The following is a 16,365-nucleotide window of genomic DNA, read 5'->3' as shown; positions in this document are numbered from 1 at the left end:
TTGAAGCATGTCATAATGTAAATACTCACAGTATGACCTGGGATAGCGGGGTGTTGTTATGACCGAGGAACAGCCTGTGTTTGAGGATATGACAGTTTTATACGAGCTAGCGCTGGTGGCTGGGGACTCGCTGAATTTCGTAGAAAATTGCCGCCGTTTTACTGCCAAGCTGCAGGAGTATAAACAGCTGGCTTATTGCTCAGTCTGGGTGCGGGATAATTATCTCTCGGAAACCGGCGAGGAGAATACTTTATCCCGGATTTTCTCCACGGTTATTCAGACTCGAACTACTCAAATTCCTTTAGAGCACAGCATGTACCAGCGAGTAGCTGCAGATAGTTATATCATCTATGAGTCGGACCATATAGAAGCCAAGCGAATTTGTGAGCTGTCAGGCAGCACGGGGCATGGGTTTGTCTTGATTGCTCTGGGTAATTTCGGGCTAATGAAGTTGGCTGTTAATGGGCGGGTTGCCGAAATTTTTACCGACAGGGAACTGGAGAATCTAAAACCGATATTCAGGAAATTCGCCGCCATTCTCCGGGGAGCGTTGGCCCATGGCAAGCTACTGCGGGAGATGGGCGAGCGGAAAACTGCTGAATCAGAGCTGCAGCAAGCGAGGAATTTTCTATCCAGGATAATAGAAGCTGTTGGCGATCCAATTTTTGTAACGAACAGTCAGCACAAGATAGTGATGGTTAACACAGCATTTTCCACACTGGCGGGAAAAGAGTCGGAACAACTGGTGGGGCTCAGCGGTGAGGACATTTTTCCGGAAGATGTGGCTCGGGAGATGCGGGAGACGGATGCCCGGGTGTTGGCCACTAATGCTGAGCAGGTGGTGGAGCGGCAGTTTACAAGCGTCGACGGCGTAACCAGGTTTTTTAGCGCTAAACTGTCACCGTTTACAGATCCTATCGGCCAGCGCTATGTGGTCGGTGTGATCCGGGATGTTTCTGATTACAAACACCTGGAATTTAAACAGCAAAAAGCGGTGGAGTCGGCACGCAGAGCAAGCAGGATTAAAAGTCAGTTTATTGCCAATGTCAGCCATGAGCTGCGGACGCCGTTGAACGTAATATTGGGAATGGGTGACTTGGCTCTGGCTGATGAAACTGAGCCCGCCCGGCGGGAAATGTTGGCGATGATTCGCGAGTCGGCCGGAGACTTGCTGCGTCTGATAAACGACATTCTCGATTTCTCAAAGATTGAAGCCAGCAAAATCGAAGTTGAGATGCAGCCCTTTGATCTACGTGAGTTGGCGGAAAGCGTTGTTTCCTCCCTGGGAGTCCAGGCCTATCGCAAGGGTCTGGAGCTTTCGGTTTTCATTGATCCGGAAATTCCGCAAACTGTTAATGGTGATTCGTTACGACTAAAGCAGGTTTTGGTGAATTTGCTGGATAACGCGATAAAATTTACCGAGGCTGGTTCGGTACATTTACAGATCACCCGGACCACTTGTACACAGGAGCGCCCCCGATTGCAATGTGAGGTTATTGATACCGGAATCGGCATCGAACAAGCAGAAATACCGCGGGTGTTTAAAAGTTTTTATCAGTCCGATAGCAGCAGCGCCAAAAAGTTTCAGGGTACCGGCCTCGGCTTGCCGATTTGCTCACGGCTGGTGAAGTTGATGGGTGGGAAACTTTCAGTTCAATCCACCATCGGCAGTGGCAGCAATTTTCACTTTTCCCTGGATATGCTGCCAGAAGATGCCCGGCCCATCCAGCACTCATTTGGCAAGCTCCGGGGCAAGAATTGTTTGTTAGTGGACTGTCCCCAGCCAACACAGTCGGCAAAAGTTGTATCGCAGTATCTGGAATATGTAGGCATGGAAGTTTGTGTTGCCTATGGCCACAGTCGGGCTGAGGAACTTCTTTCTAAAGAGAGTTTTCAACCGGATGTAGTGCTCTTGGGATTGGGCGCTGCCAAACATTTGGCTGAAGCCGGAGTCGGACGCCCGGAGCGGTTTGTGGTTGTTGTTTCGCCCCTGGCGCTGGGCACAGCAACCAAGGCCCTGAAGAGTATAGGATGCTTTCAGCCTATACTCAAACCAGTGCGCTGGAATGAGTTGCTGACTGCGGTAGCCAACACTGTGACAGGGACCCACACAAGTTCAGAACAAATTGCTGCCGCGACCAGCCCTGAAATCAACCGGAGTTTGTCGGTAGATGTCAATATTTTAATTGTTGAAGATAAACTGATGAATCAGCGTCTTTTGGAGTTAATGCTCCAAAAGAAGGGGTGGTTGAGTCAATCGGTGAGCAATGGCGATGACGCCCTGAGCTTAATCGCCCAGCGTCAGTTTGATGCTATCTTAATGGATATCCAGATGCCAGTTATGGATGGGTACGAGGTGACTGCGGAAATTCGCCGTTTGGAAACCCGGTTAGGCAGAAGAACACCAATCATTGCCCTGACTGCCCATGCTCGCCCTGAAGACAGGGCGGCCTGCATTGCAGCAGGAATGGATGATTTTTTGCCCAAACCGATTAATGCCCCAGATTTGTATGCAGCAATTGAAAAGGCTGTTTCAACAACCAGCATGAGCAAAGAACCACTCGAAATGCCGCCCATTGAATTTAGTGATAATCATATCTTGGCGGATAAAGATTTACTCACCGAGGTATTGACAATCTTTTTGGAAGAGGCAGAGACTGACATAGAGAATGCGCGTGCCCAGATTAAGAATGGCAATCGGGAGGAGCTTGCTCGTTCCGCCCATGCTCTTAAGGGTGAGTTGGGTAATTTGTCTGCCTGGCAGGGTTACCGCGAGGCCAAAAGACTGGAATCCATGGCCCGGCACGCTGAGTTTTCACTGCTGGCTGAGATTTTAAACACACTGGAAGCGGAAATCGAGCGAATAAAGCAATACCGGGATAGTCTTTAGGAGTGTGACTTATTATGAGCGAAAATGACAACATTACAGTTTTGGTGGCCGACGATAAAAGAGCAACCCGGACTTTGATATCAAAAGTGTTAAAAAGAGAAGGTTACAATGTGGTAGAGGCCGTTAACGGCCTGGATGTTCTTCATTTGGTCTCCTCCGCGAGCCCTAGAATCATTCTCATGGATTTGCAGATGCCGGAGATGGATGGGCTTACCGCCTGCACCCACTTGAAACAATCGCCCCGGAACAAGCAGATTCCAGTGCTGGCCTTTACCGGTATGGAGGCGGGGGACACAATTGACAAGGTTTTTGAGGCCGGTGCAGAGGATTTTATTGTCAAGCCGATGAACTGGCAGGAGCTTCTATATCGTATTCAACGTCTGTTGTCTATGAGCAAATTGCAGCAGGAAAAAATCGAAGCTGAACGTCGGCTCAATATCAGCTATAAAGAATTGCGTCACTTATCCCTGCGGTTACTGACAGCATTTGAAGAAGAGCGGGAACGCATCGCCAGAGACCTGCACGATGAAGTGGGAATGGCATTGACGACGCTCAAGTTGGATTTGCAGCTTATGGGCGAGGAATTGATTGCTGGGAATTCGGAGCTGCGCTCCCGGTATCTTGCAACAATTGATTTGGTGCAAGGCGCTATAAACAGCACCCGCAATACAGCGGGCATGTTGAGGCCGCCCGCCCTGGAAAATGAGGACTTTTGCTCTGCGGCCCAGGGTCTAGTGGAGAGCATACAGGCACGCTCAGCTTTGCGAATTAGGTTTCACTGTTCCGATGATTGCCGGCAGCTGACCCGGATCGTCAGTCTTGCGCTCTATAGATGCTTGCAGGAGGCCCTTACCAATGTCCGGCGTCATTCCCAGGCAACAGAGGTGGACATAAATTTTGAGATGGGAAAGGATGATGTCAAGTTGCGCATCGCAGACAACGGTGTTGGTTTTGATGTCAGCGCTGCCTTAAGCAGCGACAGTTTGGGCTTAAAGGGAATGCGGGAACGAGTAAACTTGTTGGCTGGCAGCCTGCAGATTCATTCCCGGCCGGAGCAGGGTACCCTGATAATATTTACTGTTCCCATTGGAGGTGTGGAGCAATGAAAGTCTTGTTGGCCGATGATCATCCGATTTTTCGCCAGGGCTTGCGGTCATTATTGGAGAAAGACTCCGCCGTGGAGATTATCGAGGAGTCGGGTGATGGTCTGGAAGCGGTGCGCTTAATCGACAAGCTGGACCCTGACATGGTGATAATCGACATAGAAATGCCAGGAATCAATGGTCTGGAAGCTACATATCAAATTAAAAAGAAGAATCCAAACACAAAAGTGATAGTTCTATCGATGCACGCGAATGGTGTTTATGCCCGGCAGGCGCTAAAAAACGGCGCCAATGGCTATGTAGTAAAAGACAGCGCCTATGAAGAATTAAAATTGGCAATGGATGCGGCCCAGAAGAACAAAGTGTTTTTGAGTCCGGCGGTGTTACAGCCGGTGGTCGACGATTTTCTCAGCCAACCCCAACAAGACGTTGCTCAAAAGGCATATGAGAACCTGAGTTCCCGGGAACGGGAGGTGTTCCAGCTTTATGCCCGGGGCCATAGCCGCAAAGAAATTGCTAATTTGTTGTTTATCAGTCCGAAGACTGTGGACAGGCATAAAGGTTCGATAAAAGAGAAGCTGCGCTTGACAAATGACGCGGAAATGCTTCGTTTCGCAGAGAAGATTGGCCTGCAGCAAAATGATAAAGCCTCAATTGAATGAGGCTTTTTTTTATGCCCAAAAATATTAGCAATAATCCAGCAGTAATTGGGGAAAGCCCAAGTACTTTATACGCATAGTTCCCACGCCTGGTGGGCATTGTGCTAATACTAGAAAGTTCCCGTGCAAGATACACTGATAAAAAGGGGGGCAATAGCAATGAAAAAGATTGTACGGATTGTGGTTGTTATATTGTTGCTCACCGGTTTGTTGTTTGCCGGCGTTGCCTTTGCCCGAAATTTTTCTTCCGGTGGAGGCATAACGGCATATACGCTCTTTCATGTCACCGGCGGTAGCATGGAACCCACGGTTTCTCTGGGCAGCCTTGCTGTAGTCAAACGAGTTGGCGCCGACGAGTTGGCCGCAGGTGATATTATAACTTACTACAGCCGGGAATACGGCAGCATCACAACTCATAGAATCATTGAAGTCAATCCCGATTTTGATAATACTGGGCGGACGGGTTATCGCACCCAGGGCGACGCCAATGCCACTCCTGACAAGAAGACGATCTTCAGTGAAGACGTAGTCGGCAGGGTAATCAAAGTCATTCCAGCTGTGGGAAAAGCGGTCCACTTTTTCCAGGCGAATTTTATCTGGGTCGCAGGCGCCTTTTTGACAATTGGCACCCTCGCTTTATCGCGAAAATAAATGGGAAACGAGCAGCCACGGCTGCTCTTTTTTTTGCTGTGAAAAATAATTTATCAGAGTTTACATAAATGTATTGTAACAAATTTCACGTTGTGCTAATATGAACTTGTGAAATCAATAACATAATCTAGGGAGGTAATCACATGAAAAAAGCTCTTGTAGTTTTTTTGGCACTCAGTATGTTCGCAGTAGTTTTCACCGGTTGTTCATCAGATGATGGCGCTGTTAAAATGGGTGTTGGCTCTGTTACATCTATAGATAAATCACGGGATGCTTCTGACGAGCAAACAGCACAAGCCCAGGTTGACACCACCATCGCCGTAGCAGCCTTTGACAAAGATGGCAAAATCACCGCGGTTCAAATCGACGTTGCCCAGGTTAGAGTCGCCTTTGATGAAGACATGAAGGTCACTACCGATCGCAACGCCACCATCCGGACTAAGAAGGAACTGGAATACGACTACAATATGAAGCGGGTTTCCGACATCGATAAAGAGTGGTTTGAGCAAATCGCCGCTTTTGAAGAGTGGATGATTGGCAAAACTGTTGAGGAAGTCAAGAATCTAGAAGTTAAGGTCGTTGACGATGCCCATCAGCACGTTCCCGATGTTCCTGAGCTCACTTCAACTGTAACAATTACTGTCGAAAGCTACATTGCCGCGCTTGAAAAGGCATGGGAAAATGCAGTGGAATACAGCGGAATCGACACCATTGGCTTAGGACACACCATTAGCATGGCCAGGTCCCGTGACGCTAGTGAAGAAGTTACTGCCCAAGCTCAGGTAGACACCACTTATGCCGGAACCGCTTTTGACAAGGACGGCAAGGTTGTTGGCACCCAGATTGACAACGCCCAGGTCCGCATTCCCTTTGATGAAGACGGCAAGGTAGCCAACCGGAATGCACAAATTAAGACCAAGAAGGAACTGAAATATGACTACAACATGAAGCGGGTTTCCGACATCGACAAAGAGTGGTTTGAGCAAATCGCCGCTTTTGAAGAGTGGATGGTTGGCCAGACTATCGAAGAGATCAAGAATCTGAACGTCAAAGTTGTTGACGAAGCCCACCAGCATGTTCCTGATGTGCCCGAGCTGACCTCAGCTGTTACAATCACCGTTGAAAGTTATATCGCGGCTGTCGAAAAAGCATACGCAAACCGTAACTAAGTTCATGTAATCACTTTCACTCCCCCCGGGCGGGGGGAGTGATTTTATCTCACAGGGGGTGAGAGCTTTGAAGAATGCATTTGTGGCAATGCTTGTTGTTTCCATATTTATTACGCTCGGAACGGGTTGTGAACCCGACCAGGAATCTGAATTCACTCGCTACACCAACAGTTTTTATGATACTTTCGATACGATGGTATCATTTGTTGCCTATACAAAGACCGAAGCAGAGTTTGATTCTTACTTCTCAAGCGTTCAGGCACGTTTTCAGGAGCTGCACAAGCTCTATGATCTCTATAATGATTATCCAGGTGTGAACAATATAAAAACTATCAATGATAATGCCGGCATTGAACCGGTGGCCGTTGCGCAGGAATTATTTGATTTGATCAAAATATCCAAGGAGTGGTATTTTGCGCACCATGGACGAATGAATATTACCCTGGGACCGGTGCTAAAGATATGGCATGATTACCGCACCGAGGGCCTGGATTTTCCCGAAACCGCGCAAATACCTCCCATAAAAGCATTGCGTCAGGCAGAAGAATTAGCTGTAATGGAAAATGTCCAATTGGATGAGGAAAATAACACTGTCTTCTTAAGCGAAGTGGGAATGCGTCTCGATATAGGCGCGATTGCCAAGGGGTATGCCGCCGAGCTGGTGGGTAGGGAATTGACGGCCGCTGGCCTGGAATCCGGCGCAATCAATGCCGGCGGCAACATTCGCACCATAGGACAACCCCTGGGCGGTCAGCGTGCTCACTGGAGTGTGGGTATTTTTGATCCCGACAGTCATTTGGTATCTGCCGATAGGAATTTAGACACGGTCTATATTAATGATGGCGCTGTTGTCAGCAGTGGTGACTATCAGCGATACTACTATGTCGATGGACAAAAGTACCATCATCTAATCGATCCGGTGACATTAATGCCAGCCGATTATTATCGCGCCGTAACGGTGGTGTGTGAAGATTCCGGTTATGCTGACCTGGTTTCGACAGAGCTTTTCCTGCTGCCATATGAGAAGAGTCGTGCTTTGGCTGACAGTCTGGATGACGTGGAAGCATTTTGGGTGATGCCTGACGGAGAAATCCGCGTAACTGAAGGTTTAAAGGATATTTTGCATAGTTATACCAGCAGCGATAATTAGGGCAGCAAAGCTGCTCTTTTTTATTTTTTTAAGACAGGCATTCTAGTATTCAATTTTGCATACATTGTTAATACTTTCTGGGAGATACTTTCCGCATCTTAAAGTATTCTCTAAAAAGGGGGAGTATCTCGGGCGCATTCAGGATAAATAGATTTAAATTGCTGTTAATTACTGATGAGGAGGCCATCGATTGAAAAGGATTATTTTGTTGTCATTGGTGCTAGTTTTGGCGCTTGGCACCGCAGCAGTTGCATCGCCACCTCCTAAAACAGTTGCTGTCGACCTGTGGGCGTCGGAGACTGTTGAATATAGCTTTACAATCACTGACATCCCCCGACCGGAATAAATATAAAGGGTCTCTCACGCTGAGAGACCCTTTATTTGCGTCAAGATTTGCCAGCTACTTCGCAGATACACGCCACTGATTGTAGAGGCCGGCGACGATTTGTTCAATGGGGGCCTTCCGGATTTCGATGTCCATAATTCCACTTAGGGCAGAGATCTGGGTGAAAATTGTTTGCATCGGCGTTTGCGAGGTATCAAATTCATACTCGTAGATATTATTCTGTTGCGTAATCAACTGGCCACCGTTAAATTTCAGGACGCCGTTGTGGCTGCGGGTGAGGCGGATGCGACAGATATTCCCGGCAATCGCCCGCAACTCTTCAAAGCTGCCATCGAATGCCAGCTCACCTTTGGAGAGCAGGACGATTCGCTGGGCCATCTCCTCCAGGTCATCCATGTCATGGCTGGTTACCACTATAGTGGTTTGACGTTCCTGATTGATACGCTTGAGGAAGTCAATCATTTGTCGTTTAGCCAATACATCCAATCCCAGGGTTGGTTCATCGAGGAAAATCAGTTCCGGTTCATGGAGCAGCATCAGTGCCAAATCTGCGCGCATGCGCTGGCCAAGGCTTAGTTCCCGGGCAAAGGTATTGAGGAGGTCACCCAAACCCAGGAGTTCAGTAACCAGCGCCAGATTAGCCCGGTATTTCTGTTCCGGTATGTCCCAGACGTTTTTTTTCCACTCAAAGCTCGCAGCCACAGGATGATCCCACCAGAGCTCGGTGCGTTGTCCAAAGACAATGCCCACTCGCCGCATCAGGCGCACCCGGTCGCGCTCCGGCCTTAAGCCCAGGACCGAGACCTGGCCCCGGGTGGGTTGCATGATTCCAGATAGAATCTTAATCGTTGTGCTCTTGCCGGCACCATTGGCACCGGCGTAGGCGACAAACTCACCTTTTTTTATTTCCAGCGAGAGGTTTTTCAACGCGGAAATCACCCGTTGTTGGGGGTGAAACAGATTTTTGAGGATTTCTGTCGCTTTTCCGGAGCGTTGCCATTGCACAAATTCCTTAGAGACCCTGTTAAGTCTAACGGTGGTGTCCCCGGTCTGCATAGCGGATTGAACCGTTTTTTGCATAATGTTTCATTCCTTTCCTAAACAGCGTTGAGGCTGTGAGCGTGAAGATAATTGTCAGGATAATCAGCAGGGTCTCGGGAAACCCTGCAGGAGGCAGGCCCAACAGTAGATTGGCAGGAAACCAGGCCGCCATGCCCACCGGCAGCACTGTGCATAGCACCGTTCGGGCGGCTGTTGAGAGGCCGTCTAAAGGAAAGCTTTTTAGGGCTGCAAACAAACTTATCGCAGTTGTGGAAATTTCCTCTCCCGCCACCGGGGCATAGAAGGCCACACTGCCGGCAATAAAGGAACAACTGAGAATAACCGCTACGGAGCAAAGCATTAGAAACACAAATTGCAGCAACCAAGGCCCGCTGATTGTCAGGCCAAGTTGGGACGCCGCGTAGATGGTAATACCGATTCCACATAGGAGCATGCTGTTTCCAGACACCGGGATGAAGCCCTCGGTTAAAAATTGCTTCCAAAGCGGCACGGGTTGTATCAGGCGATGATCTAATTGGCCGCGACCAATCAGGCGGCTAATCCAGGCAATGTTATTCATAGAGAAAAACATCAAGATGATTCCATCGCAGATTGTCGCGTACCCCAACATGAACAATATTTGCAGTTTATCCATACCGCCAATCCCGCCAAATTGTTCTGCCAGCAGGAACACGCCGGCGATTGCTGAAAGACTAGATACAGTGTCGGCAATAATGTTATAGATGCAGTATTTTGTGTCTCGCAAAAACCAAGTCAGGTCAAGCCGGGCGTAGGCACCCCAGAGGCGTAATAACTGTCTGATTTCACCCCCCATAGGACACCATCCTTTCTTCGCTGCGCCGGAACGCAAGTAACGCCACCGGCCAGAGGACTAGGTTCCAAAAGATTTGCAAGCCGAGCAAACGCCAGATATCGCCGGCGCCGACAAAAATCAGGAGCGGCGCGCTGGCAATTGAACCAAAGGGCAGAAGCTCCAGAATGTTGCCTAGGCCCCAGGGCAAAAGCGCAAAGGGAATAATGGCGCCGGAAAACAGTCTGATAATCGCCTGTCTAATCGCGTAGGCAGTGTAATTGGCGTTCTTCAGGTGGATGACCAGCGATGCAAACAGATAATCAAAGGCAAAACCCAAAGCCAGGGCAAGGGTGAAACTAACAAGGAATAGGGGACCATTGGCAAGCATGCTGGAGAAAAACTCAATGTTCAGGAATGGAGCAGCTATTAGCATCGGCAGGGTGTATAGCAGAAGACCGGGAATCCAGCTGCCGATAGTCTCTGAAGTCAGCTGGGCCAACACAGGCGCCGGGCGAGTATAGCGGGAAATAATCGCGCCTTCCCAGAAAGCTGTCGTTGCCGGGGTGGTGATATTTAGCTGCTCCCTGAATATCGATGAAAGCAATGTATAGACAAGTAATTGTTCCAACGTAAAACCGCCAAGGTCGGCGCCCTGGGCAGCAAGCGACCTCCAAATTAGCATGAGAATAATCATTTGTGCTACCTGTAGCACATAGTTGCTGAGGATGTACAAAACGCCGCCATCAAAGGCGCGGGTAGCAGAAAGTTTAATCGTTGATAAATATTTTTTCATCCTTCATTCCTCCTCGAAACACAAAAAACCGCGGGCTTGCCCGCGGCTGCGTACAGATGTACAGGGAAATTTCCTGTACGTCCGTGCAAAATAAAACACCGCGGGCCAACACCCGCGGTTTGAGTGCATAATAATATTACTTAGCGCTCAAGGACCTTGGGTGTTAAAAAAGTACATATTACTCCCATGGTGTTTGCGTTGGTGGATACTTGGGTACGGGTTACAACAAACCAGTCACCGTATAACATGCAAGGTCCCTCCTTTCACTAAGTACATTCCAATTATAGTCTTTAGCTGCAGAGCAGTCAAACTAACTAACTAAGTGTCTGATGGAGAGTTTCACTCAACTCGTAAATGGTGTAGGGCTTCTTCAGACAGCCTTCAAATCCGTAACATTGATATTAAGCCGTTTCGGACAAAGATTAATAAATATTCTTTCTCTATTTGGATAGATTCTCCTGCATCAATACTCAGTAAAGACTAGAGATGATATAAAACCTGTTGACGGCAATTATATGTTAAAATTAGATATTATGGTTTTAACGGGTGATGGCGATGCTGAATTTAACAACTGAAAAAATTGCCGGTGGCTGTCAACGCAGGGCTGTATTTTTGACAGGGGTTGAATATTATCGCTCCGGATTGGTGGAAGATGTTGCAGTAGAGGATGTTCGGGGAGTATTCTGCGGCTATATCAGGGGTACCTGGCGCTACCGGATTACGGCACAATTGACCCCCCAGGGCGATGTGGTTAACGCCACCTGCCAGTGTTCCGCATTCGCCCGTTATTTCGGATATTGCGAGCATATTGTCGCTCTGCTTCTAACAGTCCGGGACAAGTTTCCCGATTGGGATCCGAGCCGGGCCAGAGCTGAACAGGTGGCGGATAATATGTTTGGCCTTTTGTCCGATACTGGGGAAACCTTGGTTGCTGGAGAACAACTTAATCTGGAAGCGATAATTAAATATGATGCTAACTATTACGGCACCAGATACAGCCTCGGGTTTCGTGTTGGTCTGGACAGGCTGTATGTAGTCAAAGATGTCGGCGAGTTGGTGCAGGCCATGGACAGCGAGCAACCGCTATATTTTGGAAAAGAATTTACCTTTGACCCCCGCCACCATTGTTTTGACTCTGAAGATGAAGAGCTGTTGCGGTTGTTTGCGGCAATCCTGGACACAAATATGTTGGCCCGGGAACAGGGCGCTAGGGTAGGCGGACGCAAGGACGTACTGTTTGCGCCGTCCATGCTGCCCCGGGTTATGGATTTACTGCGCGACAAGCTGTTTACGTTGGTACTCAATGGGCGCTCGTACCGTGAGGTGGCACTAAGAGATGAGGATCTGCCCCTGAATGTTGCGGTTGGCGCTCAGGGAGAAGAACTGGGAATAACCGTAGATGTGCTGGATTGGGTGGTACCCTTGGACCGGAGGGGGAAATTTTGGTTTTTCAAGGGGACTGTCTTCAGAATATCCGGTGAACAGCACGCGGTGCTTCCAGCCCTTTACTACGGCTTAAAGCAATCCCAAGCGGGGCGAATTATCATTCCTTCCGGACACCGCAGCCGCTTTGCTTCAGAACTGTTACCCCTGCTCCAGAAGTCGGCGGCTGTGAAAGTTGACAAGGAATTAGAGTCGGTATTTTATCGAGCGCCCCTGGCGGCGAAAATGTTTTTGGATTTGTGGGAGCAGGGGCTGGCTGCCCGGCTGGAATACACATACGGCGACTATAGTTTTAACCCCCTTGGCGGGGAGCCGGAAATGCCTGCCGGTCAGATCATGGTCAGGGACCGGCAAACCGAACACCGATTAATGGAGTTTTTGGAGCGGGCTCAGTTCACTGTCCTTGGGCAGGAGTTACATCTAGAGGGCGATGAAGCAATGTTTGAGTTCCTGGTTGAGATTGTTCCCGAGCTACAGAAAATCTGCGCCGTCTATTATAGTGACAGATTGGCAGCAAAGCGACTGCTTGTTACTCCCCGTATGCGGGGACGCATGGAACTAAATAATGAGAATAATTTATTGGAGTTTGATTTCGATATCGAGGGAATTGAGCGTTCTGAGCTTTCTTCCGTGCTAAGGGCCCTGCGGGAAAAACGACGCTATCATCGACTGCGGGACGGCTCCTTCATTGATTTTGCCGGGGAAGAGCTCACAGAGATGGCTCAGCTCATCAGTGACCTGGAGCTGTCGGATGCAGATTTGACCCAGGATGTGCTAAAGCTTCCCCGTTACCGAGCGCTGGCTTTCGATACTTGGTTCCGGGACGGCAAGTTCCAGTCGGTCCAGCGTGGCCGGGAACTGCGCAACTTTCTCCAGACGATCCGCGAGGCGGGAGAGGCAGAGTTTCCGGTTCCGGAAACTCTCACCGCGACTTTGCGGGATTACCAGGTCACTGGTTATCATTGGTTGCGAACCCTGAGCGCCTGTAATCTTGGCGGCATTCTCGCCGATGAGATGGGGCTAGGCAAGACGGTGCAAATGATTGCGCTCTTGGCCGCGGAGCGGGAAGTGAACGCAGATCCTGCTCTGGTTGTGGCGCCCACATCTTTGGTATACAACTGGCAGGCGGAGCTGGCAAATTTCGCGCCTGGCCTGAAAGTCCAGTTGATCGTCGGCAGCAAAGAGGAGAGAAAGCGCCAAGTGGCGAGTCTCGCGGGGGTGGATGTTGCTATTACTTCGTACGCCCTGTTGCGTAGAGACCGGGATCTATATCGTGATTGTACATTCAGTCATTGCATTTTGGATGAAGCCCAGTACATTAAAAACCCGGGCTCGCTGACTGCTCGGGCCGCCCGGGATTTGCGGGGGCGGCGCTATTTTGCCCTCACGGGGACGCCGATAGAAAATTCTCTTTCCGAGTTGTGGAGCGTTTTTGAGTTTTTGATGCCCGGTTTCTTCGGCAGTTACAAAAACTTTATCGCCAAATACGCTAAGGGTGTGGCAAATGGCGATGAGCTACAATCCCAACGCCTGGCAGCACGTGTTGCTCCGTTTGTACTCAGGCGGCTAAAAAAGGACGTATTGCCGGAGCTGCCGGCTAAAACCGAACAACGAATGTTGTCGGAACTTACCCGGGAGCAAAAAAAGATTTATCTGGCCTGGCTTGATAAAATCCGCGGCGAGGCGGCGGTAGCGCTGGCGGAAGATGGGTTTGACAAAAGCCGGGTGAAGATTCTTGCCGGTTTGATGCGTTTGCGGCAGATCTGCTGTCATCCCGGCCTCTTCCTGGAGGGGTATACCGGGGGCAGCGGCAAGCTGGAGCAGCTTCAGGAGGTGACGGCCGACAGTCTGGCTGCCGGACACCGGCTGCTGATATTCTCTCAATTCACAAGCATGCTGAAGTTGATTCGGACTGCTTTGTCGGGAGATGGACGTACAATCTATTACCTGGACGGCGCCACGCCGGCGGCAGAGCGGCTGGCAATGGCCAGTTCATTCAACAACGGTGATGGGGATGTGTTCCTGGTTTCCCTGAAGGCGGGGGGCACCGGCCTCAACCTCACTGGCGCTGATATGGTGATTCATTACGACCTCTGGTGGAATCCGGCAGTGGAGGACCAAGCCAGCGACCGGGCCCATCGTATCGGCCAGGAGCGGGCGGTGCAGGTGCTCAAATTCATCGCCATGGGCACGATTGACGAAAAGATCTACGCTCTGCAGCAACAAAAGAAGGAGCTGTTTGATCGCGTGATTAAACCCGGGGAGCAGTTGTTGTCAACTTTGACAGAGGAGCAGATTCGGGAGATTTTGGGACTATCCTGATTGGTTGATGACCGAGTAGAAAGGGTGAAGTTATGTATATTTCATTAGGCATGTCCCTTGGGCTGATTTTCGGCCTCTTATTTGATAACCTGGCGTTGGGGCTGGCTTTGGGCGTCGCCATCGGCTGAGGCTTAGAAGCATCGCAGCAGCAAAAGAAGAAAAAAGATCGCGAATAGCTGGCGGTCTGATTGAGCGCCACAGGAGATTAAAAATTGGGTAGGCGCCAAGCTCTACCCGGACAAGGAGATGATTGGATGGAAAACCGGATTGTCAGCATTGCCATTAATAATTTGTTGCAGGGACGCAAAGAGTGGGACATGCTTGTTTCCCGGGTTGACGAAAAAGACATGAATACACCCGGCGTATGTGGGCAATGGTCTGTGAAGGATATTCTCGCCCACATTAGTTGGTACGAGCGGGAAATGGCAGAAATGTTCACAAACCTGACTTTGGAGGGGTCGTCCCTTTGGGAGCTTCCTCAGGATGAACGGAACGAAGCGATTTTTAAAGAGTACAGGTTTAAGTCATTAGATGAGGTTTTACAAATGTATCGCAGCGGTTTTGCGCAGCTGCTTTCGACGGTTGAAGTTGTGGAGCCAAAAGCGCTGCTCGATCCGAACCTGATTGAGGGAATGCCCGCAGACTGGGATCCGATGCTGATTCTCGCCAGCAACACCTGGGGCCACTATCCCCAGCATTACGGACATATCGAAGCGTTTCTGGAGACCATACGCTGATTGGTTACTAATTCGCTGGCTCTTTTTTTCACATATTGACAAGGAGTAACCGGGTAGTAGCTAGAAGTAATTTAGAAAGAACATCTGAAAGGATTGATCAAATGTCCAAGCAGTTATCTAATTTTTCCCGTTGGTTGAAAGAAGAAAACTACAGCTGTGGCTTTATAAACTCAATTGCCAACGTGTTTTACTTCAGTAACTTCTACTGTGACCCTCATGAACGTCTTTTGGGGGTGATGATTTTCCCTGAGGATACCCCACTTGTTGTCTGTCCCGAAATGGAAAGGGAGCGGGTTCGGGACGCAGGCTGGGAGCATGAGATTATTGGTTACACCGATATCCAAAATCCCTGGGAACTGATGCGTGAGCATGCTGAACGGGCAGTGGGAGCCAAGCCGGTTATTGCCGTGGAAAAGGACTTTTTGCCTATGAATCGGGCAGAAGCCCTGATGGGAATTTTCCCTGGCGCCACACTGGTGGCCGCCGATGCGAAAATTGCTGCCCTGCGCAATATCAAAAATGAAGTTGAGATTGAAAGTATGCGCAAGGCAGCCCGTCTGGCAGACAAGGCAATCGAAACCGCCGCCGGCCTTCTCACCGAAGGGGTTACGGAACTGGAAGTTACCGCCGAGGTTGAACATCAGATGCGCAAACTGGGTGCGCCGATGGCATTCTCAACGATTATGCTGTTTGGCCCCCGTTCTGCCTATGCCCATGGTGTACCGGGAGACGCCAAGTTGAAACCTGGCGATCAGATTCTTATCGACCTGGGCGTAGTTTACAATGGCTATTGCTCAGATATAACGCGCACTTTTGCCTATAAATATGCAAAACCTGAGTTTCAGAAAATGTACGATGTGACTTTGGAAGCTCAACTTGCGGCTGTAGAGGCCTGCAAGCCGGGGAATAAGATTGGCGCTGTCGACCAGGCCTCCCGGGAAATTATCGTCCGGGCCGGGTATGGCGATTACTGTGGCCTTCGGGTAGGGCATGGCATTGGCATCGAAGTGCACGAATATCCGTCTATGACCAGCGATAACGAAGCTTTGCTCCAACCGGGTATGACCTTCACCGTTGAGCCGGGCCTGAACATCTTGGGAACCGGGGGCGTGCGGATTGAAGACGATGTCCTGATTACTGAAACCGGTTATGAGTTATTAAATAAATTTCCCAAAGAATTGAAAATCCTCGGTTAAGCAAACAGGGACCTCTCGGTCCCTGTTTAACGTACTTTGTTATTTGCACTT

Annotated in this window: 12 protein-coding genes; 9 read left to right on the top strand and 3 right to left on the bottom strand. The window is 49.6% G+C overall.

Annotated features, from left to right (window positions below; all coding sequences use genetic code 11):
• Positions 1-58: 58 nt before the first annotated feature.
• The 6 genes from FH749_10395 (at position 59) to FH749_10370 (ending at position 7,622) form a co-directional block, all read left to right on the top strand.
• Entirely contained in the window at positions 59-2,890 is a 2,832-nt protein-coding gene (locus FH749_10395; GenBank protein MTI95875.1) for a response regulator, read from the top strand.
• Positions 2,891-2,904: 14 nt separating this feature from the next.
• Complete coding sequence (locus FH749_10390) at positions 2,905-3,996, top strand: response regulator (GenBank protein ID MTI95874.1); 1,092 nt, start codon at positions 2,905-2,907, stop codon at positions 3,994-3,996.
• Positions 3,993-4,655 (top strand): response regulator transcription factor, encoded by a 663-nt coding sequence (locus FH749_10385; GenBank protein MTI95873.1) that lies wholly within the window; start codon positions 3,993-3,995, stop codon positions 4,653-4,655. Before FH749_10390 ends, FH749_10385 begins: the two co-directional genes overlap by 4 nt.
• A 156-nt stretch (positions 4,656-4,811) precedes the next feature.
• Positions 4,812-5,303: a signal peptidase I gene (locus FH749_10380; protein MTI95872.1), complete on the top strand. Its 492-nt coding sequence runs from the start codon at positions 4,812-4,814 to the stop codon at positions 5,301-5,303.
• 143 nt (positions 5,304-5,446) lie between these two features.
• Entirely contained in the window at positions 5,447-6,472 is a 1,026-nt protein-coding gene (locus tag FH749_10375; protein MTI95871.1) for a hypothetical protein, read from the top strand.
• An 88-nt stretch (positions 6,473-6,560) separates the two neighbouring features.
• Positions 6,561-7,622, top strand: coding sequence for an FAD:protein FMN transferase (locus FH749_10370; GenBank protein ID MTI95870.1), 1,062 nt, complete (start codon positions 6,561-6,563; stop codon positions 7,620-7,622).
• Between the two features lie 400 nt (positions 7,623-8,022).
• Here the strand turns inward: FH749_10370 and FH749_10365 are convergent, their stop codons facing one another.
• The 3 genes from FH749_10365 to FH749_10355 are packed head-to-tail and all read right to left on the bottom strand — an operon-like array spanning position 8,023 to position 10,616.
• The gene (locus FH749_10365) at positions 8,023-9,048 is read right to left on the bottom strand and encodes an ATP-binding cassette domain-containing protein (GenBank protein ID MTI95869.1); all 1,026 of its coding nucleotides are present in this window, start codon (positions 9,046-9,048) and stop codon (positions 8,023-8,025) included.
• Positions 8,999-9,844, bottom strand: a complete 846-nt coding sequence (locus tag FH749_10360) for a hypothetical protein (protein ID MTI95868.1) — start codon at positions 9,842-9,844, stop codon at positions 8,999-9,001. The genes FH749_10365 and FH749_10360 overlap by 50 nt, the downstream gene beginning before the upstream one ends.
• Positions 9,834-10,616, bottom strand: coding sequence for a hypothetical protein (locus FH749_10355; GenBank protein MTI95867.1), 783 nt, complete (start codon positions 10,614-10,616; stop codon positions 9,834-9,836). The genes FH749_10360 and FH749_10355 overlap by 11 nt, the downstream gene beginning before the upstream one ends.
• Positions 10,617-11,165: 549 nt before the next feature.
• Here FH749_10355 and FH749_10350 point away from each other — a divergent pair.
• The 3 genes from FH749_10350 to FH749_10340 all read left to right on the top strand — a co-directional run bounded on the left by FH749_10350 (position 11,166) and on the right by FH749_10340 (position 16,314).
• On the top strand, positions 11,166-14,381 hold the full coding sequence (locus FH749_10350; protein MTI95866.1) for a helicase: 3,216 nt from the start codon (positions 11,166-11,168) through the stop codon (positions 14,379-14,381).
• A 254-nt stretch (positions 14,382-14,635) separates the two neighbouring features.
• The gene (locus FH749_10345) at positions 14,636-15,118 is read left to right on the top strand and encodes a ClbS/DfsB family four-helix bundle protein (protein ID MTI95865.1); all 483 of its coding nucleotides are present in this window, start codon (positions 14,636-14,638) and stop codon (positions 15,116-15,118) included.
• 101 nt (positions 15,119-15,219) lie between these two features.
• The gene (locus FH749_10340) at positions 15,220-16,314 is read left to right on the top strand and encodes an aminopeptidase P family protein (GenBank protein MTI95864.1); all 1,095 of its coding nucleotides are present in this window, start codon (positions 15,220-15,222) and stop codon (positions 16,312-16,314) included.
• The last annotated feature ends 51 nt before the right edge of the window (positions 16,315-16,365 follow it).

The organism is Bacillota bacterium (assembly GCA_009711825.1).
Taxonomy (GTDB): domain Bacteria; phylum Bacillota; class Proteinivoracia; order UBA4975; family VEMY01; genus VEMY01.
The sequence above is the reverse complement of the archived record's forward strand: the minus strand, read 5'-3'. Positions and strand labels throughout refer to the sequence as shown.